This window comes from Pseudanabaena sp. PCC 6802 (genome assembly GCF_000332175.1).
Classification (GTDB): domain Bacteria; phylum Cyanobacteriota; class Cyanobacteriia; order Pseudanabaenales; family Pseudanabaenaceae; genus PCC-6802.
In genome coordinates this window covers 474867-498622 of sequence record NZ_KB235914.1, presented here as the reverse complement: position 1 = coordinate 498622, position 23756 = coordinate 474867, and the positions used below count along the sequence as shown (strand labels likewise).

The 23756-nt window shown below is 43.4% G+C and carries 20 protein-coding genes; 9 read left to right on the top strand and 11 right to left on the bottom strand.

Going from position 1 to position 23756, the window contains the following annotated elements:
- Positions 1-101: 101 nt before the first annotated feature.
- From PSE6802_RS0107615 to PSE6802_RS0107570, 10 genes are all read right to left on the bottom strand, one after another.
- Positions 102-1280, bottom strand: a complete 1179-nt coding sequence (locus tag PSE6802_RS0107615; protein ID WP_019499462.1) for a glycosyltransferase family 4 protein — start codon at positions 1278-1280, stop codon at positions 102-104.
- A 265-nt stretch (positions 1281-1545) separates the two neighbouring features.
- Positions 1546-2553 (bottom strand): glycosyltransferase, encoded by a 1008-nt coding sequence (locus PSE6802_RS0107610; protein ID WP_019499461.1) that lies wholly within the window; start codon positions 2551-2553, stop codon positions 1546-1548.
- Between the two features lie 32 nt (positions 2554-2585).
- Positions 2586-3683 carry a glycosyltransferase family 4 protein gene (locus tag PSE6802_RS0107605; RefSeq protein WP_019499460.1) on the bottom strand — a complete coding sequence of 366 codons (1098 nt, stop codon included), beginning with the start codon at positions 3681-3683 and terminating at the stop codon, positions 2586-2588.
- A 209-nt stretch (positions 3684-3892) separates the two neighbouring features.
- A complete protein-coding gene (locus PSE6802_RS0107600; protein ID WP_162139215.1) occupies positions 3893-4978 on the bottom strand; it encodes a glycosyltransferase family 4 protein in 1086 nt (361 codons plus the stop codon).
- Positions 4979-5272: 294 nt separating this feature from the next.
- Complete coding sequence (locus tag PSE6802_RS0107595) at positions 5273-6115, bottom strand: glycosyltransferase family 2 protein (RefSeq protein ID WP_019499458.1); 843 nt, start codon at positions 6113-6115, stop codon at positions 5273-5275.
- The gene (locus PSE6802_RS0107590; protein WP_019499457.1) at positions 6115-7365 is read right to left on the bottom strand and encodes a glycosyltransferase family 4 protein; all 1251 of its coding nucleotides are present in this window, start codon (positions 7363-7365) and stop codon (positions 6115-6117) included. Before PSE6802_RS0107590 ends, PSE6802_RS0107595 begins: the two co-directional genes overlap by 1 nt.
- Before the next feature lie 45 nt (positions 7366-7410).
- Positions 7411-9735, bottom strand: coding sequence for a radical SAM protein (locus PSE6802_RS0107585; protein ID WP_019499456.1), 2325 nt, complete (start codon positions 9733-9735; stop codon positions 7411-7413).
- Between the two features lie 276 nt (positions 9736-10011).
- Positions 10012-11268: an ABC transporter ATP-binding protein gene (locus PSE6802_RS0107580; RefSeq protein ID WP_019499455.1), complete on the bottom strand. Its 1257-nt coding sequence runs from the start codon at positions 11266-11268 to the stop codon at positions 10012-10014.
- Positions 11269-11317: 49 nt separating this feature from the next.
- A complete protein-coding gene (locus PSE6802_RS0107575; protein ID WP_019499454.1) occupies positions 11318-12181 on the bottom strand; it encodes an ABC transporter permease in 864 nt (287 codons plus the stop codon).
- A gap of 37 nt (positions 12182-12218) precedes the next feature.
- The gene (locus PSE6802_RS0107570; RefSeq protein ID WP_026103139.1) at positions 12219-12647 is read right to left on the bottom strand and encodes a hypothetical protein; all 429 of its coding nucleotides are present in this window, start codon (positions 12645-12647) and stop codon (positions 12219-12221) included.
- A 542-nt stretch (positions 12648-13189) separates the two neighbouring features.
- On the opposite strand from PSE6802_RS0107570, the gene PSE6802_RS28155 reads away from it, so the two are divergent.
- The 8 genes from PSE6802_RS28155 (at position 13190) to PSE6802_RS0107530 (ending at position 21954) form a co-directional block, all read left to right on the top strand.
- The gene (locus tag PSE6802_RS28155; RefSeq protein ID WP_019499452.1) at positions 13190-13675 is read left to right on the top strand and encodes a lasso peptide biosynthesis B2 protein; all 486 of its coding nucleotides are present in this window, start codon (positions 13190-13192) and stop codon (positions 13673-13675) included.
- Between the two features lie 241 nt (positions 13676-13916).
- On the top strand, positions 13917-14237 hold the full coding sequence (locus tag PSE6802_RS0107560; RefSeq protein WP_019499451.1) for a PqqD family protein: 321 nt from the start codon (positions 13917-13919) through the stop codon (positions 14235-14237).
- 63 nt (positions 14238-14300) lie between these two features.
- The gene (locus PSE6802_RS0107555) at positions 14301-16178 is read left to right on the top strand and encodes an asparagine synthetase B family protein (protein WP_019499450.1); all 1878 of its coding nucleotides are present in this window, start codon (positions 14301-14303) and stop codon (positions 16176-16178) included.
- A gap of 242 nt (positions 16179-16420) precedes the next feature.
- Positions 16421-16573, top strand: a complete 153-nt coding sequence (locus PSE6802_RS33250) for a hypothetical protein (protein WP_019499449.1) — start codon at positions 16421-16423, stop codon at positions 16571-16573.
- A 367-nt stretch (positions 16574-16940) separates the two neighbouring features.
- Positions 16941-17771 (top strand): phosphoenolpyruvate carboxykinase (ATP), encoded by an 831-nt coding sequence (locus PSE6802_RS0107545; RefSeq protein WP_156815455.1) that lies wholly within the window; start codon positions 16941-16943, stop codon positions 17769-17771.
- 29 nt (positions 17772-17800) lie between these two features.
- Entirely contained in the window at positions 17801-18889 is a 1089-nt protein-coding gene (locus tag PSE6802_RS0107540) for a methyltransferase domain-containing protein (RefSeq protein WP_225902659.1), read from the top strand.
- Between the two features lie 16 nt (positions 18890-18905).
- Positions 18906-20723: an ABC transporter ATP-binding protein gene (locus PSE6802_RS0107535; protein WP_019499446.1), complete on the top strand. Its 1818-nt coding sequence runs from the start codon at positions 18906-18908 to the stop codon at positions 20721-20723.
- Between the two features lie 64 nt (positions 20724-20787).
- Positions 20788-21954 carry a nucleotidyltransferase domain-containing protein gene (locus PSE6802_RS0107530; protein ID WP_162139214.1) on the top strand — a complete coding sequence of 389 codons (1167 nt, stop codon included), beginning with the start codon at positions 20788-20790 and terminating at the stop codon, positions 21952-21954.
- A 71-nt stretch (positions 21955-22025) separates the two neighbouring features.
- Here the strand turns inward: PSE6802_RS0107530 and rnhA are convergent, their stop codons facing one another.
- Positions 22026-22979 (bottom strand): ribonuclease HI, encoded by a 954-nt coding sequence (gene rnhA, locus PSE6802_RS30860; RefSeq protein ID WP_019499444.1) that lies wholly within the window; start codon positions 22977-22979, stop codon positions 22026-22028.
- Between the two features lie 116 nt (positions 22980-23095).
- Here rnhA and PSE6802_RS0107520 point away from each other — a divergent pair, with 116 nt between their 5' ends.
- Entirely contained in the window at positions 23096-23755 is a 660-nt protein-coding gene (locus PSE6802_RS0107520; protein ID WP_026103137.1) for a methyltransferase family protein, read from the top strand.
- The last annotated feature ends 1 nt before the right edge of the window (position 23756 follow it).

Here is a 23756-nt window from a genome sequence, read left to right as displayed (position 1 = left end):
CTGCAAGAAATTTATATACCGGTTTTTAGATTGGGAAAAGTAGGGAAAAACGCCCCTAGGAAGGGGTTTCACCCCCTTCACCCCGCCGATAAAACCTGTTTTCAATTGAAAAACGCCATAGCTTGTTTGAGTCCGCGAATATCTTCCTGAAAGCTCCACTGTTGAATCAGTTCAAAACTGCTTTCTCCGGCTGATTCGTGGTGTGCGATCGCCCAACGCATAGCTTCAGCCAAAGCCTTAACATCTCCAACTGGAAAAACCCGTCCGTTTTGCTCATCTTTTACCAGATCGGGAGCACACCCAACGCGATCGCTTACGACTACTGCCCTCTTTGCATTCATGACCTCATTAATTACCAATCCCCAAGGTTCAAACCTTGAGGGTAGGACAAAAACATCGCACAGATCGTAGATTGCTGGTATTTCTGACTGGTTCCAAAAACCTAGGAAGCGAATTGACTGCCAGTTTGTTGACCTTGCCTGCGCTTCCAAAGTCGGGCGTAACATCCCATCTCCCACAAACAATAAATAAGGTTCGGGTTCTTGAACTCCATCGGTTGATAGCAGTTGATAAGCTGCGAGCAAATCCTGGGGACGCTTGACATCAACAAGCTTGGCAGCATAAAGAATTATCGGTCTTCCTGCCTCTAAATTAAGAGATTTGCGCAGTTCTTCACGATTGGTACTAGCGATCGACGCTCGTTGCTGAAAATATTCATTGTCAACCGCATAGGGTAAAAAAAACAAGCGATCGCGATCGACTCCATAGTTTTGATAAAACTGACGATTAGAAGTACCAACGGTAAGGAATCCCGCTACTTTTTTAAACAGCCAGCTCAAAAAAAGTTTTTTCACCTGTCTTTTCAACGTATTTGTTGGTTCGCTGACACTATTAGAATCTCCCCGCATCAAGACTGGAATTCCCAATTTATTAGCTGCGATGACAGCTTGTAAACTACAGAACCACGACCAACCATGCACCCAGACAATATCGAACTTTCCATGTTGTAATTGTTGAAAAATATCCCGAGCAAATGGCTGGTGTAACATACCTTGATATTTGCTACTACCCCAGCAATGCAAAAAATGGTGCTTGTAACCGTCTGTCAATGGGATGTCCCACGAGATCGATCTTCCAAAGCCTGGATCTTTATACGACTTCAAAGAAAAGTCGCTGTAAAAAAAAACTTTTAGATCGATATCTGGCTCTGTTGCAATTAGCCGCAGCAAAGGTGCCTGATATTGAATTGGATGGGAGACAAAGTAAGCTAAACGTAGCATTAGTCAAGTTGCAATCTTCAAATATTTACAGCATTTCGGGATCGTTATTTTAGTAATTCCGGTAAAACTTAGAAAAGGTATGTAGTAACAATATAGCGTTTTTCAATTGAGAACAGGTTTGATTGACGGGGTGAAGGGGTTCCACACGGCAGTGGCTCTAGCGGGTAACCCCCAAGACCGCCCTGCCTCCCCTTCTTGGGGGCAACGCCCCCAAACCCCCTTCTCGTTTTCATCTGAAAACCGCTATAGCTCCTACCTAAGTGAGCTAACCTAAATTAACTAGCTCTAAAATTTCCCGTATCCGACTTTCCCAACTCCACTTTTCAAGTAATTTTTCTCTAGCGTTTAGTGCTGACTGGAAATAACTGTCTCGATTCTCCCACAGTTCCTCCCAGACGCTTCTTAGCTTCTCCTGGCAGCTTGTATAATCGATGGGAATTACTAAATCAGAACCAAACAATTTTTCGAATTCAGGGTCTTGAGGCGCTTGCCCAAGTATAACAGTTCCACTAGCAGCCGCTTCAAACCATCTGCAGGTAATCGGGCTATACGTTAGAACTCTTTTAGGATTTGTTAACTCTACTGGCCAGGAGAATGTAAAAAAACTGTGGCTAAGGTGCCAAGCATAGTGTCTATAGCTCTCTAGAGGATCTAGATGCGGTTGCACAGTCGATGTAGTTGTATAGTCATAGTACTTCCCCGTTTGCCAACAATACTCTTTGATACTGTTATGAACCTTTTCTAGTCGACGGCCATAGGCAGAAAAGTCAATAAGCTTCTCATCTTTACTAACTGGCTGAAATCGATCGAGTTTTACTCCTTGTGGTATAGCATGCCATTTTTGTTGAGTTTGTTCTTCTAAAAAAGGTAAAGCTCCATGAAAAGAAGCGATCGCAAGATCCCATTTTGACGACTGTAAAACTCGACGAATTGAAGGTAGTTGGCTTTCAAAAGTATCAAATATGTAGAGGATCTTAATTCCAATATGCCGATCCCAGTTTTTGAACAGGTCGAGGGAAAAGTTTTCTGCCCCCATAAGGACAACCCAAAGTACATCTGCCTTTAGATCGCACTCAATTTTGGGAATTAATTTGCGCAACCCTCCGTACCTAGTACCGTGTCCGAGTCGAGCTTCAATTAACTTTGGGAATTTCCGCCTCGGCATGACAACAGGATGACCGCTAGTGACACGAATTATTTCTTCTTTAAAATCTTGTAGTACGCCATATTCAAACCCCTTTAGAGTAGGATCGGTAAGAACGATATGCTTCAAATTGGCTATCCTTAAATATTAAAACTGGTTGTTTAAGAGGCTACAGCACGATAGACATCAAGGGTTTGGTTAACCGTTTTGTCCCAACTGAATTCCCGAGCGCGCTCAAATCCTTTTTGCACTAATTGCTCGCGGTTGGCAGGATTATCGAGCACAAATCTCAGGCAATCGCTTAATTCATCAGTCGAAAGTGGGTTAAAGAGCAAGCCAGCATCAGCAACTACCTCAGGCAAGCTCGATGTATTAGAGGCAATGACAGGCGTGCCACAGGACATTGCCTCTAACGGAGGAATGCCAAAACCTTCATAGAGTGAAGGATAGACAAAGGCAATACTACATCGATAAAGTTTGGCAAGATGGCGATCGCTTAAAAAGCTATAGTATTGGAGGTGAGAATCCAGTTTCAGATCGGCAATCGAACGAATTTCTTCTTTAGTGAAGGACGAGCCTACAACACATAACTGTAAATCTGGGAAGGTAGCAACTACATTTGCAAATGCCTGAAGGAGGCGATCGAAGTTTTTATAAGAAGCACGGCTTCCGACGTATAAGAAGTAAGGCTGGGCTGGCACTGAATCGTCACCATAGGATAAACTAATATCAATTTCAGAAGCATGTGGGATTATGGTTATTCGCTCTTCCGGTATGGGATAGTACTTGAGTAAATCCTGTTTTGTATTTTCAGAAATACAGATTATCGCCTGGGCTGCAGTAATGGCTTTTTTCTTTGTTTCAGCACAAGCTTTTGTAGGATCCATCTGGCTCGAAAATAGTTCATGAATCATATCGTGAACTGTTAAAACAACGGGGTAGCGAAATTTCTGAAAGCCTTGTCCGGTTATCGACTCGTAATAGGTTGGATGCACTAGGTCAAATTTGTGCCAAGTACTAATTATCCTGAAATAGAATTTTTCTACTTGTAGGGAAATACGTCCCGGTCGAAAGTTGAATCTTTGATAGAAGTATATATTCAGATTAGGGTGATTGGGGAAGTTAACGTCCCGCGATGCACAGTTAGTGAGGCTGGGATAAAAGTCATGCGGTAGCCGACCAATAAGGTTGGCAAAATATCGATTAATACCGCCAGCAGCTTGCCACGAATAGATCTGACCATCGTAAAGAATTCGCATCAAATAATTCCGCCTCTACCTACAAAGAATTTCTACTTGTAAATCTTCATTGATATGCTCTATGTACGGGCAGGTTTAGCTAGAAATTTTTGCTTGTTACCGCTAACGCTCGTACAAAACCTACCGCTACACCAATGGATTTTTACAGCAGCAAGAATTGTGAACTTTCACTTCAAAACAGCGCTGTAACCTTAAACTAAATCTCCAGTTTACCGAAAGACACGAGCTAGGGAATCGCAAAGAAGATCTTGCGAGCATTCAGATGCGATGGTTTCTCTGGCAGCATTACCTAGTTGGCGACAAAGATTTCGATCTTGCCACAGTTGAATTACATATTCGCTAAATTCCTCAGAGTTGTTAGCAACCAATCCATTAAACTGATGTCGCATTGGAGAGCGCTTTGCCGCATCTTTAAGCGCAACTACAGGCAACCCATGCGCCATTGCCTCTACAATCTTTACCGGTTGTCCGGTGCCACCAAAAACCGGACAAATCAAAAAACTAGATTGTTTATACGTGGCTGTTAAGTCTGGGATAAAACCACTAAAAACAACTCCATCTACATGCTCCACTGAGATATGACTTCCAAAAGAACCAGTAACTTGCAGTCTAAAAGACGGAATTTGTTGCATAACCTTGGGTAAAACTTTCTTGAGGAAGTAAATGTACCCCTGTAAATTAAAAGAGTTCGGCCCGACCGGAAAAATAGCAGGGCCAGAATAAGAATTTTCGATCGAAACGGGCTTTTGCATCATCGGAATTGAAACAACATGAGTGTTTGAAGTGCGATCGCGTATAATGTCAGCCTCTCTCGGAGTAATTGCAATAGTAGTAGAGTAACGGTTATATATGTCAAACTCTTCTCTCTCTGCTTCTAGATTTAATGCTTCAAAGAAATCTTCTCGCAAAATTTCGTCGTTTATTTGGTCAAGACTAATAGAGTCCATGTTACGGGGGAAATAACGAGACAATTCCTTTTGCATTTTGGAGTTTAGCGTAACTAGATCGTGAGTTTCGATTAAGCGGGGTATATCCGCTAACTTCCGATGATCGATCAGCTTATCCCAGTAGGCATAGTTCATTAAAATGAAATTAGGGCTAACTCGATCTAAAACTTGAGAAAACCACGATCGCATACCTGGGGGACAAAATAGATCTGAACTAAGAGCTGGAGTTTTCTTCAAGTAACCATAGTAGCGACGCGCAAATTTAAGGTACTGGCGATCTAATAAATTTGGCGTATAAACAAATAACCGATCTACTGTCTTATTTGTCGAATCGCTATTTATTGGCAAGTGCCATTTTGTATCGGTGTTAAGCGTAGAGCTAAGGAAGATTGTCTTGAATCCGATTGATTTTAAGCCATTGCATATCTCTATAAAACGTCTGTGGGAGCCTGTTCTTGGGGGGAAAGGATTATGAGGAAAAAAAACAAGAATTGTTTTAGACATTGGTATTTCTTGCTATGGAATTAGAGGATTGATATTCAGGATGCCTCCATATTTAACTTATTTCTTCAATAACATAGGGAAATTGCCTCGCGAGAATTGGGTCGTTGAGTCTTCTGCGTTAAAAATGCTGCGATCGGGCTAGCCAAAATGCTTGTTTGCCAGCGTATTTAGCGCTCTTAGTTTGTTTATTAGCGATATGGTTTTCCATCTTGCTTTTGTACTTTGTTCTATGGCGAACATGCGGATCTTTTGATGAACTGGAAGTTTTTTGCGATATTGACTTAAAAGGTTCAACAAGCGAAGCCTACCTTGCCTACCTTGATTATCGTTAAATGTCTTGGTTCCCACAATCAATCGGTAATTCCCCCAAATTTCATCTATATATTTAACATGAGCTACCTGAACGGCGCGAAGTATGAAATCTACGTCCATCGCATAGTGTTCGTCAACTTTATATGGGCCTATTTTTTGATGCAAAGAGGTATGATAAAAATATGCTGACGGATTAACAGGATGAGTCACCTGTCTAAAAGGGAATGTCAATAAATCAAAGAAATTCAAGTTGGTTGGTTTATCGACGTAAATTATAGTGTCTTCGTCATTCCAGACATTGCAGTTAGCAACTAGCAAACTTGGGTTTGGGAGGGGAAGGAATAGTTTTAATACGCGATCGAGTACATTTGGCTCGTAAAAATCATCCACATTTAGAATTCCTAAAATTTCCCCCCTTGCTAGCGCAATTCCTTTATTCATTGCATCCGACTGTCCTCGATCTTTCTCTGAAACCCATCTAATATGCGAATGTCGTTCGGCATAATGTTTGATAATTTCTGTTGTTCTATCTGTGGAGCCTCCATCCATGATTATGTGTTCGACCTCGGGACAATTTTGGTCGATAACACTCTTGATACAGGCTTCGATAAATCGTTCGCCGTTGTAAACTGGCGTAATAACGCTAATCATTTTTAAATAGTTTGGCATTACCTCTCCAAAACCTGGTGATATAAGTTTATATACCTCTTGACTTGTCGTTCTATAGAATATTCGTCTACAGCAATTTGCCTGCAATTCTGCCTCAGTTGTTGCAATTTTTCTTTGTCTTCAAGCAGGTGCATAATTCCATTACAGAAATCTCTTGCATCTTCTGGTTGTGCCAGATAGCCGGTAATATCCGGACGAACTAGCTCGGGAACTCCACCAATCTTGAAAGATACCATTGGGGTACCGCAGGCCATGCTTTCCTGTAGCACTAGGGGGAGGTTATCGTTTCGAGTTGGGAAGAGAAACAAGTCAGATGCCGAATAGGCAATAGCCTTGATGCGATCGCTACTGATATAGCCTAAGTTCAGAGTAGGTACGCCCACCGAAGCAGCAATTGCTTCCCCCCCATAACCAAACGTCAGGAGCACGATCTCTGATTTCAATGTTTCTGGAAGCCTTTGCAGGGCTTCTAAGAGTAAATCACCCCCTTTACGTAAATCCTTAAGACTTTCTACACCGAAAAGAAGAATTTTTTTGTTCTCTGGAAGCCCTAATTCTCTCCGAGATAGGCCGCTGTCTAACGGCTGATAGGATGACATGTCGCTTCCGTTAGGTATGTGGTGAATAGGGAAACGTCTTAGCATGCTTGCTTTAGACTGTTCTGCTAGCCATCTACTAGGAGTAACAATAGTTAAATTTGACCTACTAAAAACCCAATCTTTCAATTTCCATTCTAGCCAGGTGCTATCATGCTTAACTTCTGGGTAGGTATTGGGATAAGGGCATTTACCACAACCAACTTTCCAGCGATCGCAGTCAAAACTGTAAGCACAATGCCCAGTAAAGCTCCACATGTCATGAAGGGTAAATATTGCAGGCTTATTTTCCGTAAGTTTGGGAATTGACAGATAGTTAAAATAGCCTGTATGTAGATTGTGAAAATTAAGAATATCCGCGTTTTTGTAAAAGGGATGTTTGGGAATGTCAAAGCTTCCACTAATATTGATGTAATTGAGACCTAAATCGTCGCTACTGAGGTTGGTATTTAAGAGACGATTGCTCGCACGGAATAAAAGATTTTCCTTAAGAGGACTTATAGGAGCTAACGCAACGCGATCGCTATCCGTTTGCATATTGCCAACTAGCAAGCGAGAATCTATACCTGCATCCAATAAACCTTGATGAAGCCTGTAACCTGCGATCGCGGCACCACCTGAAACATCAGATTGGTTGATTTGTAGAACTTGCACAGCTAACCCAGAACGATGTATTGCAAAATTGCATTCGCAAAAAGATTAAATTGTTGCTTTGATTTGCATCAACTCGTTGAGCCTATTCCTCCAATCACCGAAAGCAATATCTTGCAGAGAAATCAATCGATCTAATTTGCCTTTACTTTCTAAGAATGCCTTAATTTTTCCACCATTGGTATAGTCGATGGCAAAATAGGGTACTCCCAGAGTTTCTGCAAACAAGACAGCGTGAAATCGCATGCAAATGCTAAGCTCAGCACGATACATGCTTTGTAGAATTTCAAGAGGAGATACAGGTCCTCTGGCAAAATCTATTGATGGTTTCGTCTGATGCTTTTCTGTCAAGCTGGATAATTTTTGGGCAAATTGTCGGTTAAAGATACGATCGTCTCCACCAACATGGAAAGTATGCATAGGTAATAGATGGATATCTAAATTCTTAGCTCGAGCAATAGCCATCACCAGTTGCACGAGCTGAGTTTCAAACTCTTGTTTCATTGAAGTGAATTCTGCTGTGCTTAGCGAACCACTGTACTCAGTCGACCATTCTCTCAGGAAACATGAGACATTTCTTGTGGAACTAAGTAGAGGCAAACTCTTTTCCAGAATACCCGAGTTTTTTATATAGCCAACGTAGTCAGTTGCTGGATCGGGGATTACTGTTGCTGTGGATATCGGGAATTTTTGCAGGCTGAAGTTTTCAGAAGCTCGATCGCGAAGCATTATACAATTAGACAGCCTGAAGATTTCGGAAACTACATTAATGTAAAGGGGATGGTTGAGTGGACCAACACCGCATCCTTCTACTCTACAAATTGCTTTATTGCGGGTCGCTCGAATAAAAGCGTAAAGTATATGATTGAGCGGCTCGATATCCATCAAGGGGCCACCACCAACCACAACTTCATCAACCTCGTCACAGGCTGCTTCAAATTCTCTTGAGTACGTTTCAAGAATTGAGACATTCTCAAGATTCATTTCCTTAATAGTCCATTGGGAGATGAATGGGTAAAGACTGCTAATATAAATTCTCTTTGGTGGATTTGGGCGCGAACGAAGCTTATCAACTACTGCCCATAAAATTGCCTTATCGCCAACTGTTTCTGTGCCGTACCATCCTACAATCAGTACCTTAGAGGAACTAAGACTCGCTATATCCTCAACAGGTTGCCTCTGTTCGATCTGCTTCGCAGCAAGTTTCAATAGGTTTGAACAGCTATATTTACTTCTTCTGTGGTCTTCTAAGTAGTTAGATAGTGTTTCCTGAAACGTAGGTGGCATATGATAGTCGTGAATGCAGTTGCCACAGTCCTTCTGAAGAATTGCTTTCCGCTTTGCCACATTTGAAAAATATAGTTTACTGGCTGGGGTCGTTAACGCATCTCCCAAGGTTGGGGATTTGGGAGCGCAATAGAGCAACTCTCCACGGGCAGTCATTACCACAGCCCCAGTTTGATAAGGGCATCTTATTTGTCTAGACTTACCTTCAACCAGCATTCCCCTGATATTTCGATACGTTTTTTGAAAGAGTGATGTTGTCTCAAAGTCATGCTCAGCTCGGAAGAAGAATAGTGCTAGGTGATAGAGCATTTTATCGTCGAACGACCTAATAAACTCTGTTTGCCCCTCGTTATAGAGCCTTTGAATATACTCAGCTACCCTAAATCTGCCATATAGACCTTCTGATTTAGCAAAATCGAGCAACTCATCGACATATATGGCATTCGTACTGGTAATAGTGCATCCAAATGATGTTGGGATATCTGTTTCATTGTGGAAAAACCTGAGGAGAGAAATAGCCGACTCAAAGTTATCTTTTCGACCTCTGACAGCATCGTGAACTTGGCCTATGCCATCCAAAGAAATCATCACATTGAATCCTACACCATATTTTCTGCAAACTTCAGCAGAAGCTAGGATTCTCTCTCTAACCTGATTTTCAATAATTCCATTAGTAATAATTCCAGTTCCAAGAATCTTGGGTTCCTTAGAACAGATTGCTTCGAACAATTCAGGTAAGTCTGGTCTTAAGGTTGGCTCGCCACCGCTAACACCAACGTATTTCAACTCGCTAAATAAGTCATCGTTTAATATTTTGACTAGCTCTTCGGGAGTCATCTCCTTATTCTTTTTTTGTTGCCAAATCAAACACATTTGACACCGAGAGTTACACACGTCATTTACTAGTAAATTAAGCGTGTGGGGTTTCATGGGAAAAATTTGCCCGAGCTGGTAAACCCTGAAATCTTGTAGTGCAAGTTTACCTAAAGCCTGAAGATGTTCGATTCTCCTAACTTGGCGCAGTTGGCGATCGGTCAGAATTGATTTAGTTAATTGCTTAACTGCTTGTTTAAAAGAGCTATACATTTGTTTGAGTTTCGATTTTGGATTGTCGCTAAATATATTTCTATATCCAATGTGTTTGAATTCTCACAACCAGGAATGCTAGTCTACCTGAAATATAAATTGGATATAGCGGTTTTCACTTGAGAACGGGTTTTATTTTTGGGGTGAAGGGGTGGAACCCCTTCTTGGGGGCAACGCCCTCAAACCCCCTTCTCGTTTTTATCTAAAAACCGCTATACAAAGAGAGTTAAAACAGGGCGATCGCTGAGTCACTTGTATAGTAGGGCTTACAAAAATTCAGATACAAGAAAAATCTAATGGACTTATTTCCCAGCATGTTTGTTTGAGAAATAAACCTTCACGAGACCATCCAGGTGTTTTATCCTTGTCGTTTAAACTAACTTCAAAAGATAAAATTTCTTCTAAGATTTCGTATCTTTTACTCACCATATCTGCTAATGAGAAAGTCAGAAAATAAATACCTGGACACCAATCATCGGCTGACAAGCTAAATTTTGCTCTGTATTGTCCCTGAGCTTTCAAAAATAAGTTGGGGTCGTGATCTGTATCTCTAACCGTGGTAATGACAAAACCCTGACTATTAGTAACCTTCATGGCAATAACGCTTTTAATGGGCATGCGAACTATGTAAAGGATCTCGCACTCAATAGCACTATCTTTTCCTTGTTCTACTTTAATTTGCTCAAACTCAATCGGCTTTTGACAATCATATTTACTCTTGTCTTTCTTGTAGATTTTTCCTTCGCAAAGCTGGCTATAGCCTGACTGAACGTACTTGTTGACTATCTCTTGGGTTGGTCCATAGCTTATCATCTTGCCATTTACTAAAAAAAGGCATTTAGCAGTCAATTGAGAAACGGCTCCCATGCTATGGCTTACAAATAAGACAGTTCTACCCTCTTTCTCTGCCACATCCTCCATCTTGCCCAAGCACTTTTTCTGAAACTGAGCGTCTCCTACGGCTAGCACTTCATCAATAATCAAAATCTCTGGTGTCAAATGCGCTGCTACTGCAAATGCTAAGCGCGTATACATGCCACTGGAGTAATGCTTTACAGGAGTATCGATAAATTTCTCAACTCCTGCAAAGTCCACAATTTCATCAAATCGGCGATCTATCTCTCGCTTCCTCATTCCCATAATTGTGCCGTTGAGATAAGTATTCTCTCGACCAGTCAAATCTGGATGAAATCCAGTTCCCACTTCCAAGAGCGATCCAACCCGACCGCGAATTTCCGCATACCCAGAAGTTGGCTCCGTAATCTGCGATAAAATCTTCAAGAGCGTGCTCTTTCCAGCACCATTGCGACCAATAATCCCAACTACATCTCCCTGCTTTACCTCGAATGAAATATTCTGCAACGCCCAAAATACCTCTTCCGGTGTTGGCTCTCTCAACACAGAATTTAAATACTTAAATGGGGAACTAGCAATTCTTTTAACCGCTTGTCTGAGCGTCTTAGCTTGTTTTTCTCGCAAGCCAATTTTGTAGCGCTTGCTCAAGTTTTCTACTTGAATAACTGTATCTGACATAAGCGGATTCTAAATAAAATGCTTTACTATCTGAGTTGTCAGCAACCCATTACACAACATCAACAATAGTGCGCTCTGACCTCCGAAATACGTAAGCTCCAGTTACCAACAATATCAATACGATCGCAACCGAAATCAATGAGGGCAACCATTGCAAAGTCCCATTGCCCAATAGAGCCCAGCGAAATCCCTCTACTACCGTTGTCATTGGATTTAGTCGGTATACAAACTGCCATTGCTCTGGAATGATGCTGCTAGCGTACACCACAGGTGTTGCATACATCCAGGCCTGCAATATGTAACTCAGCATAAACCCCACATCCCGAAATCGGGCTTGAAGTGATGCCAGCCACAATCCAACTGCTAAAGCGATCGCTCCGGCAAAAATGAGTAAAAATGGTATTGCTAGGACATTTATGCCTGGGAAAAACTGGTAAAGGGGCATAATAATCAGAAATAGCCCTAAGGAAACCAGAAAATCTAATACTCCGGACAAAGCCCCCACAATTGGCATGACGAGACGGGGGAAATAAACTTTGGTAATCAGTTGTTGATTATTAGCTAAACTGCCAGAAACTCTTGCTAGCGCTCCTGCAAAAAACTGCCAAGGTAGTACGCCTGCGAAATTGAATAATGGATAGGGAATTCCATCTGATGGTAGTTTGGCCAAAGTTCCAAACACCAGCGTGTTCATCGTAATCAGGAACAACGGTTGAATTACCAACCATAGTGGTCCTAGAGCCATCTGTTTATAACGAGCGACGATCTCGCGCCATAACAGGAAATAAATCAAATCCCGATAGCGCCACAATTCGTCTAGCTTGAGCGATCCCCATCCCTTAGTCGCTTGAATGCGAGTTAGCTGGCTGACTGGAGTTGAACGAGGGCGGCGCTTTGACTTGGATAAAAACATCAATCGCAATAACCTCAGTATGTGGTGGTGCAACCACTTAACCTACAAACTTAAAGTCTTTGAGCCCACCATGTTTGAGTAACCGCGCCTGCCTGCGAGTAAACTCTCCGACCGACGGGTTGCCTTCAGGAGCGATCGCCCCAGTGGCATATTGCCAAAGTTCTCGTGGTGCTGGAGAGACCTCAAAGGTACGATGTTCACCCTTACGGACGTGATACCATTTTGTTTGCTGGCAATCGTTGCACCAAAAAGCTTCTACCCATTCTCCCTCTAAAGGTACTGCTGTCTGATTTGCTACTAGCATTAGGGCATTCCGTTTAGGCATGCCGCGTTCCTGTAGCTGTTCAACACTATCCGCAAACAACTGATATTTTTGACTCGCACTATCGAGATGACAGCCGTGAATTGGGCAATAAATAGATCGTTGTTTAGAACGCTTCCGATTTCGGTCACACCTTCTCTGCAATTCGACCTCCCACACAAGAAAAATAAAGAAAAAAATGGAAGATTACGTTGGAGAGACTGAGATCTTCACAGACCATCAAAGCCCACTCCTAAATCAAAAGTAAGCTAGATATTCTGTTGAAATATAATTGCCGTAAGAGTTTTTCAGCATTGCTAAACTATTAAACCATATAACTCATATATTGGAAAATGCTCCAAATTATCGCGTTAGAGATGCTTGACTGATTAATTGTTCAAAAAGTTCTTTATTTAGAGATATTGTTTAACTCGTGAACTACAATCGCACATCCTACACATAGTTGCAATAGTGTAATAGTTAAGCTCCATAGCGATTTTCAGTTTTTATCTTAGCTCATGCTTTTAAAAAGCAGTATATTTTGGTATACACTTTACTGCTGAGGTCAATCGCAGATATTGAGTTGCACTATTTAATTTCAAAGTCTGTTTTTTACAATACAAACTTAGATTTTTGACCTTTTAGTATTAAGCTATGTTTAAATGGTGTTAATTTTTTAGCTTAGCAGTCTCTTATGTCGCGTATTTATGTCACATTTTGGAGCCCTATTTAGCAAGGCTGGCAAATTCATAAGACTGTCTTGGCAAGAGAAATCGCTGTTGTTACAGGCATTGGTCTTACTGCCATTAGTAGCATTCTGCATACATCTTTTGGGAATGGGACGAACCCAATATGCGCTCTTGAAGCTATGCCCACAGGCAACTTCACGATCGCCCGAATCTTTATGGCTGCAGGTTGAAACAACAGCACGAATGGTGGCGATCGCAGCTCATTACAGTCAGTATTGGGCCAACTGTCTGAAAAGATCGCTGGTTTTGTGGTATTTACTACGTCGTCAGGGCATTGTTAGCGACTTGCGCATAGGAGTACAACAGATTGCTGGAGAGGTTCAAGCCCATGCGTGGGTAGAGTATCAGAACAAAGTTTTGAACGATCGACCAAATATACGGCAACATTTTGTCCCGTTCGAGCGTCCAATAGAGGTAAAGTTGCCAGCGATGTTTATGAAGTAATTAATATCAACCCAATTATTTATCCTCAGAATAGTTTTTATTAAAACTTGCCGATCGATAGGCGAGTAAGAGTGGGATGTCAAATATGGCAATCTGAAATGATTTGTGTTTAAGTTAGCGATCGGCGATTCAGCAATCGGCGAAAAAACTTCACAATTCAGAGAGGAGTGCTATATGGTCTATAAGCTACGCGATCGCTCTGTTTTTAGCTCCGCTCGGTTTAAGGTTTACAGAAAAAATTATGCATACAAACAGTCAAAACAATGTATCGACAAGCGAAGATTTATTGAAGGCTCAAGTCTTTAAAGTAGTTGATGACGTTTTTTGCAGTTACGTAGAGAATGAAGCGGTTTTGTTACATGTTTCTTCTGGCATGTACTACAGTTTAAGCGAAACCAGTTTGCCATTTTGGGAAGCTTTGCAAAAACAACAGCCTTTTGCCCATGTGGTTGAAAACATAATTGACGAATATGAAGTGGATCGCGATCGAGTTCTTAACGATCTAGAGTTTTTTATAGAGGAATTATCGAGTTACGGGCTGATTTACAAAGTTTCTGATTAAAGATTTCAACTACTAGAAATTATCTAGAAATTATAAGGATTCGCGATCGAAGTATCTGAATCAATGAGCGGCATCTTAGGTGTTTGGAACAGCCAGAAGCCTACTCCCTGGCAAAACATGTTGGACGATCTGCACGTGCTAGGACAGGATGGACAGGGCGACTGGCACGATACTAAAGTATGTCTTAGTCTAGGATGCAATCAATTCTTTGATACACCTGAATCCTGTCATGAAGCACCCGTAGTCGAATTTCTTGGTTGCGTTTTGGTCTGGGATGGTCGCCTGGATGCACGCGAATTGCTTTTAGCCGATCTTCCAAGTTCTACCACCGATGCGCAACTGCTGATTGCAAGTTATCGCCGATGGGGAATCGATTGCTTAAAATACCTGATCGGTGAGTTTGCTTTTATTCTCTGGGATGCCTTCGGCGATCTACTGCTGGTGGGATGCGATCCTGTGGGAGGTCGCACGCTTGCTTACTACTGGGATGGTAAGACCCTGCTGCTATCTTCAAGGGTAGTAACTCTATTGCTGCATCCCCAAGTGAGTAAAGCACTGGACGAACTCTACCTCGCCCATACTATCTGCAACTTGTGGGCACATCCGCCTGGCATCACCCCTTTTGCCGCGATCGCGCGCCTGCGACCGGGGTTCGCGCTAGTGCTCCAATCCGGGCAACTGCAACAGCGACAAATTGCACGATTGGCCATATCTGCATCCTACAACTCACGGAGATCGCCAGAGATATACTACGAGGAGCTTTGGCATATATTGGATCGAGCTACCAAAGATCGTTTGCGCAGTTGTCGATCGATTTGCAGTACGCTCAGTGGCGGGCTGGACTCGACTACAGTTACGATTTCCTTACTAAATCACTTGCCAGTGGTAGATGCATTCTCAACCGTGACCGATATTTTTCCAGAATTTGACGAGCGCCAACCAATTCAATCTTTTTTACAGCAATATCCCCAGGTAAGGTGGCATCCAGTCAATAGCGATCGCGCCTGGTCTTTGAGCGAACCCTGGCACAGCTTACCAGTTACTGACGATCCCTTAGTAAGCTACACGCTGGCGATGAATATTAGCCTGATGGAGCAAATCCAAAGGCAAGGATTTGGATTGGTTTTTGATGGGGAAGGGGGGGACGAACTATTTTATACGAGCTTGTCAGACTTAGCACGAGCTGGTTGCTGCCGAAAAGTACTCCATATCCTGAAAACCGAAGGGCGCTGGCACTCAGCAGTTTGGCGAGAATTCGTACTGCCTCGACTGCCCAGATTTTTGCGCGCGCCATGGTTTGCGAGAAGGCAACGCCTGTCTAATCCCTTACCTGTCTGGATTGCACCAGCCTATGCCCAAACAATGCAGACACGGCTAGCCATCCAGCAATATTATGAAAGTACGCTATCCTCAGACCAGTGGCGGATGATTATGTGGGGAATCGACTCTGCTGGGGCTGTTGGTATGGGTCAGGTTTACAAATTAATGAGCGCTGCACATCAGTTGCAATATACTTCACCTCTACTAGATCGCCGATTAGTAGAGTTTGCGATCGCTCTGCCCCCTGCTCTCCAGTATGACTCCATGCACGAAAAAATATTTCTCCGTCAAGCCAATCAAACTAAACTGCCACAGGATATCCTGTGGCGCTCCAAAGAAAACTATTTCGATCCCCTAAAATACGCTGGACTTGGTAAAGGACATCAAGCCTTGGAACTTTTAGGGCAAATACGAGATATTCCTTTACTGCGGCAAATCGTTAATGTCGAGCAATTGAAAATTTATCTCGATCGTTATCGTCAGGGATACTCTGAGGCATATTGTCCGGGAGAGCCTTACCAAAATAACACTGCTAATCAGCTATATTACCTTTTGGCCTTTGTTAATTGGTATCAAAAAGTTAGCGATCGCTATGTTCGTCAATGCATAACTTCTATGTAGCTATGTTGCTTGTAGAGTTGGGGCATGTATTTTTAGAAGCTCGTAGGGAACTTTTCCAATGCTCGGGTTAGTCTAGTATTTTCATTAACATGCTAAAATTCCGTAGTGCGAGTTTCAAAGCCTCCCCCGAGCACATCGAAATGTTTTTCTAAGATATTTGGTTTGCTCGCAGCGAAAGTTGCACTTAAATTTGGCTCAAGCATGTAACTCTCAATTATCTAAACAAGTAAGGAGTTAATTCTATGATTGGCAAAAACAACAAAAAGACTTATTCAGCCATCAAAATTTCTAAATTGGGTTCCGTTGCGGCAATGACTCAAGCCATGAATACAGGCGCATATGGAGACTTTGCTCGCCTGAGTATGGCAATGAGGATGATGATGGTGGATGGATGAGATAAAGTTTAGATATAGATCGTATTTCTAAATACGGTCTGAAGTCTTTGAGAGGAGTTGTACGATGCGATGGGCTATCATACAACAAAGCTACTGCTCTAGCAGGCAATAGCCCTCACTTATCCGTGCAACTCTTCCTTAATGGTATCTAGGAATCATCCTGGTCTTGCAATTACCCCTCCGACTCCGTCACCTCCCCGTGGTAAGGGGAGGATAGGTGGGGTTATGAACCTGCAAACTTGAGATGCACTCTGTATCTATCTGTATCTAATTGCATCTAGCTGAATGGGTTGGTGCTTCCTTGTCCTGATTTTTGTCCCGTTTCTGCTAAATGAAATTGGCAGGCAGACTACACCTTATTTTTTCAATGAATGTTTTAGAAACTGTCTCTAGGGATCTAGCGCAAATTCCCCAAACAGTTCGTTTGAGCTTGGAATATGTCCCTAGTTTACCGACAGCTAAGAAAAAATCTGGCACTCCATATTGGATTGACTGGACGGAACAATTAGGAGCTTGGGTGAGTAATGATGGCTCTGATGTCAAAATTCTGATCCGAGACGATGCTAGAGAAATAGATGTTGGCGAACTCACGCTTGGGTTTACTAGCGTGCTGACTGGTATCTGTCTTAACTTACAAGGACAGGTGGCAATTCACGCGAACGCCGTATCTTTAGAAGATTGGGGAATCGCCTTTGTGGGCTATTCCGGGAAAGGTAAATCAACGCTGAGTGCTTACTGTGCTTCTCGCGGTGCGGGTTTTATTACGGATGACGTTCTGGTTATTGATGAAAATAGTCGGATAGTACCGGGAAATCCTCGCATTAAACTATATCCGGAGGCAGGAGAAATACTGGGATTGGATGCTTCAGAAGACACGGACTATAAAATTTTTTACGAGCCAGCACAGTTAGGTGCCGTACTTCACCAGCAACCCGTTCCTCTTGGCATTATTTACTTGCTCGATGAAAGTCCCGACGAACGTATTTATGCCGAGCGGCTGCCCCAAGCCCAAGCCGTGTTCGACTTGTTGACGCACGGCTACGATGTTAGCCTTTTTATTCCTACCAATCCCAATCTCTTGAATGCTTACGCCCACCTGGTAAAACAAACTCCAGTTAAAAAACTGTTTTACCCCCGCGATTTCGTCATGTTGCCCCAAGTTTACGACTTTTTACTGAAGGAAGTTCATCAACTGTGAGCTATTTATTGGTTCAGGGTCAACAATCGATGACCCTTGATTCTCGTCGCAATGAAGCCTACGCTCGAGCTTTGACCCAGGCGATCGCTCCTGACAGTGTCGTCCTCGATTTAGGTGCTGGCCTGGGCATCCACGGACTTTTAGCGGCCAAGTTAGGTGCCAAGCAAGTTTATCTGGTCGAACCCGAAGATATTATTAGCGTCGCCGCTCAAATTGTGCGAGCCAATGGGTTTAGCGATCGCATCCATTGCCTCCAGGGCAAGATTGAAGAGGTGAATTTGCCCGAACGAGTAGACGCGATCGTATCCGTATTTACTGGTAACTTTTTACTGGAAGAAGATCTGCTGCCATCGCTGTTCTACGCCCGCGACAAGTATTTAAAACCAGGGGGAGTAATGATTCCCCAAGCAGCGGTGATGGAAGCAGTACCCATATGCGCTGAAGAACTCCATCAACAAGAAATAGCATCCTGGTCGACACCTCACATGGGCATAGACCACGATCCGGCTCGCACGTACGCCAGTCAATCCATTTACTACTACAACAAAGAGTTGAACAAGGCTCGCTATTTGGCAGAACCCGCCAAATTGTTAACCCTGGATTTTCATCAAGCTCATAGCACCTACTGCCAGAGCGAAGTGCAATATGCGATTGCGGAATCTGGAACGTGCCATGGCTTTGCTGGTTGGTTCAAGATGCAGTTAGGAGAAACATGGCTTTCAACGGCCCCTCACGAACCTCCCCTACATTGGTCGGCAGCATTTTTACCCCTCGACCCTCCCATCGAACTGACAGCAGGTGAGGAGATCGTCTTTAAATTGCAACGTCCTCCCTGTGGCGACTGGACTTGGGAAGTAAGAACCAATCTGACTCAACAGGTGCGTTCTACTTTTTTTTCGGTGCCGAGAACACTTAAGAGTATCAAGCAAGTTGCCTGGGACTATCAACCCCAGATTAACGATAAAGGTAGGGCTGCTCTTTACGTTTTATCCCATAGTAATGGCACCTTATCAATAGAAAAACTCAGCCATCATCTGGTTCAGGATTACCCTCACTTATTCGCAGAACCTCATAAAGCTATAAGTTTTGTCCAGAGCTTAGTTAGCAGTTTTTCCTAGGGTGAAAGCAAGTTTAATGTCCTCCTTGCAAACGTTACTGCATAAACTTAAGAATGCCTTGCGGCTTTTACCAGCATTGCGCCTGGTCTGGCAAAGCTCCCCTGGCTGGACTGCTATTTATATTTTCTTGTTAATCGCTCAGGGCATTGTACCTGTACTGCAACTGTATCTCACAAAGCTGATTATCGATACGGTCAGTATCAGCGTTACCAGTGCTGACAGAGCGTCTAACTTCTCTCAACTAATTCTCCTCATTGCTTTAACTGGTGCGGTTACTCTAGTCAACGTTGTCTTGACATCCGGTGCGGAACTTGTCAATACTGCCCAATCCCAGCAGATCGAGAACTATATGAGTAGTATAATTCATGCCAAATCCATTGAAGTAGATCTGGAGTACTATGAGAATCCCCAGTACTTCGATACGCTGCAACGCGCCCAAGAAGAAGCCACTTATCGTCCCAAGCAAATCCTGAATAATCTGGTAGAAGCCGGTCAGAATGTTATTTCCCTGGTCGCAATGGTAGGATTGCTACTTTCGCTACATTGGGGAGTTGCTGGCGTATTGTTTGTGGCAGCAATTCCAGCGGTATTGGTGCGGTTTAAATTTGCCAAGATTATGTACCATTGGCATCGCAAACGCACTGCGATCGATCGGGAAACTGAATACCTCAGTTGGCTGTTGACAGGAAATCTTTTTGCTAAAGAAATTCGTCTATTTGACTTAGGTTCGCTTTTCAGCCGGCGCTTTGACAAGTTACGGCAGCAACTGTACCGAGAAAATATGGAGATCTCGACTAAGCGCTTTCTCGCTAGTTTAGGTGCCCAAGCTGCAGCGATCGTTCTCATGCTTACTGCCTATAGCTTCATCATCTATCAAACCTTCGTGGGAATTCTGCGCATTGGCGATCTGGTACTTTATTACCAAGCTCTACAACGCGGACAGGAGTCTCTTAAGGGAGTTTTGAGCAGTCTATCATCGCTCTATGAAGACAACTTATTTCTTGTCAATCTCTACGAGTTTTTGGGGTTGAGACCCAATATAGTTCAAGTCGCACATCCCAAGCCCGTTCCTCAAAACATGGCAACTGGCATTGTTTTCGATCGCGTGAACTTCCAATACCCCAACTCTACCAGGCAAGCACTCCAGGATATTAGCCTGACGATTAAACCAGGTGAAATAGTAGCATTAGTAGGTGAAAACGGCTCTGGTAAAACCACTTTGATTAAGCTGATGTGCCGTCTGTACGATCCAACCAGTGGGAGGATCGCGATTGATGGTATCGATATCCGTCACTTTGATATCATAGAACTGCGCCGCCAATTCAGCATTATTTTCCAGGACTATGTTAAGTATTACTTTACTGTCAGAGAAAATATCGGTTTGGGAAATATTGACATTCCACCAAATCACGAAAGCATAATTGCGGCGGCGCGTCGTTCTGGAGCCGATCGCGTCATCGCCAGATTACCTCAAGGCTATGACACCATGTTGGGAAATTGGTTCGACCAGGGTGAAGAACTTAGTATCGGTCAATGGCAGAAAGTAGCACTGGCAAGGGCATTCCTGCGGAACTCACCTGTGATTGTCCTGGACGAACCTACCAGCGCTATGGATGCTAAAGCAGAAGCTGAAGTCTTTGAAGGATTTCGCCAGCTAATTGCAGGTCAAACGGCTATTCTGATCAGCCATCGTCTATCCACAGTTAAGATGGCCGATCGCATTTATGTAATGACTGATGGCTCGATTGTGGAAAGCGGCAGTCACGAGGATCTAGTACGGTTGGGCGGAACTTATGCCAATTTGTTTGAAATTCAAGCCCAACACTATAGGTGAAAGAGGTGAAAGAGGTGAAAGCAGCATGATCCAATTACCACGAACACCTGCTAAATCGCTGCCTATGACCGTTCGCAAAGAAGAAGAATTGTTGCTTTGCTGTGCCAGGACTTACATGCCCGCTCCAATAGCAGAGTATTTAAGGACTCTTCTCTTAGAAGATATCGACTGGGATTATTTGATGCAAGTAGCACAATGGCATGGGGTAATGCCACTTTTGTACCAAAGTCTCAAAAGTACGTGCCCTGAACTTGTTCCTCTAGAGAAGCTCAAGCAACTCCGCGAGTATTTTCAAACTAACAGTTGTCGTACCGTTTTTCTAGCTCAAAAGTTAATTGCGATCGTGCGCTTGTTTGAAAGCCATCAAATTCCCGCCCTCCCCTTCAAGGGATCTATTTTAGCAACGGCAGCCTATGGAAACCTTTGCCTGCGTCAAACACGGGATCTAGATATCCTCGTGCGCAAACAGCATTACCAAAAAGCTATAGATTTGCTCGCTTCCACAGGATATGAGGTTATTCTCAATCTGCCCTGGGAGTGTCATTTTGTGCTTGATGGCGATATCGTTTGTATCGACCTGCATTGCGAAATTTTACCAAAGAACTACTCTCGCTCTGCAAGCGATGACTACTGGTGGGAGAGCCAGCAGCCACTGTGCCTAGCTGGAGAAATGGTGCCTAATTTAGGTCCAGAAGCCTGCTTTTTGATGCTCTGTTTAAACGGAACTAAAGACTGCTGGAACACATTGCAGCGGATTTGCGATGTAGCAGAAACAGTGAGAGCTAATACCAGTATGGATTGGCAACAGATTATGGATCGAGCTGCAAATTTAGGCTGCAAACGGATAATTTTTCTAGCACTTCTACTAGCAAGAAATTTACTAGAAGCGCCCCTCTCAGAAGAAGTATTAAAAGAGTTAGAGTCCGATGCCGCAGCGAATTTTCTAGCACTACAGGTCAGTCAGCAATTATTCTCTGAAACTACTGAGGAGGAAATCCAGGGAGTTCCGCAGGCTTTATTCCACATGAGCGCGCGCGAGCGCTGGCAAGATAGATGGGAAATCTTTATGAGCCTGATGAATACTCACGGATGGTTTACTCCCACAGCACAAGATTTAGAGTTTTTACCTTTACCTAAATTTCTTCATTTTCTGTATTATCTAATTCGTCCAATTAGACTGTTAAGAAGATATCGATTACCTCTGTCAAAATACGTAGGGATAAAAAAATAAAGATATGTTTCAGGGCAACCACAAGGGATTGCCCCTACGTAATATAGGGCAAAATTTCTGATGAGATCGTCTTAGCGATAAACTTGTTCGGCAGTATTGGCGCGGGCGATCGCATCGCAGCGCTCGTTATCGGGATCGCCAGAATGTCCTTCCACCCAGTGCCAGCTTACGTTAGCTGAATTCAGCCGATCTAGTTCTTGCCAAAGTTCCTGATTCTTGACTGGTTTCTTGTCTTTGGTCTGCCAGCCGTTCTTTTTCCAGCCTTTAATCCATTTCGTGATGCCGTCAATTACATATTTACTATCGGTATATAAATCGACTGGTGCTGCCTGTTTTTGTTCTGCCAGGAATTCTAAAGCGGCGATCGCTCCTTGCATCTCCATTTGATTGTTCGTCGTATTTCTCGCTCCGCCACCAAGTTCTTGCACGTCACCATTATCAAAGTGTACGACTACGCCCCAACCTCCAGGGCCGGGGTTTTTGGAGCAGGCACCGTCTGTATGGATGCTGGTGACAATCGCCGATCGCTGGTTATTCTGCTTGACAACAACCCCATCGGATTGACTGGGTTGGGGCGACTGCATTATAGCTTGAGCCTGGAGTTGTAATTGCTGTGGTTGCGATCGCTCGGAAAGTTGGATAGAGTCCTGGATAGAGCGATTTCTAGCCGTGCGATCGCGGCTAATTTCAACCGCAACGGCACCTTGAAAGTTAGGAATAGGCGGGTGCTTGGTGACCCGCAGTTCTAATTTCTCAATTTTGGGATCTTCGAGGAGGGAGTCAGCGATCGCCCCAGCCAATCTTTCAATCAAAGCAAACTTGGCAGTGCGGATCGTTGTTTCAATTTTGGCAATACAGGAACGATAGTCCAGGGTATCGTCGATCGCATCGCTGTAAGTTGCCGCCTCAAAATCTGTGGCGATCGCGACATCAACCGTAAACCACTGTCCCAGGACATTTTCCTCTGGGAGTAACCCCACATAGCCATAGGCACGCACTCCAGTTAAATAAATTTTGCCAGTCATAAAAATTTGTTGCCAGTTGATTGCACAAACATAAAGCATACCCTGTCATTGATGAGGTTATGTCTTTAAATGTCGGTGTGCTAGAACAGAAGCTAGATATTTCTGAAGTTATGCCGATGAAAATCAAACACGCCATCAACCTGCATAAAGGAACTACGGCATTAGTAGTTCTAGGACTAATGTATGCCTACCAAAATTTTAGTCTCGGTGCCTGGGTCTATTTAGCGCTGCACGGTACCTATGGAATCCTATGGTTGATGAAGGATCGCATTTATCCCGATAAGCAATGGGAAACCGAAATACCCATTCAAATTGGTTTGTTTACATTTGCAGTCTTATTCCTGTATTGGGTTGCTCCATTTTTGTTGATTAGTAGCGGCTCTGTACCGAGTTTCGCTCTAATCGCAGCCGCGATCGCCATTAATATCATAGGAATCTTCCTCCACTACACCAGCGACGCTCAGAAATACTACACGCTCAAATATCGCCCTGGATTAATCACTGAAGGTTTTTTTGCCCGTTGCCGCAACACCAACTATCTAGGCGAAATTCTGATTTACCTGTCATTTGCCATGTTGGCGCAGCACTGGTTACCCTTTGTAATTCTAGGATTTTTTGTATTCGCGTTATTCGTGCCTAATATGCTGAAAAAGGATAAATCTCTGTCGCGCTATCCCGAATTTGCGGATTACAAAGCGCGTTCCGGTTTAATTCTCCCCCATCTATTTAGCACCAGCACCCAAGACCAAAATATCCACTCTCAGAATCCCTCGTAAT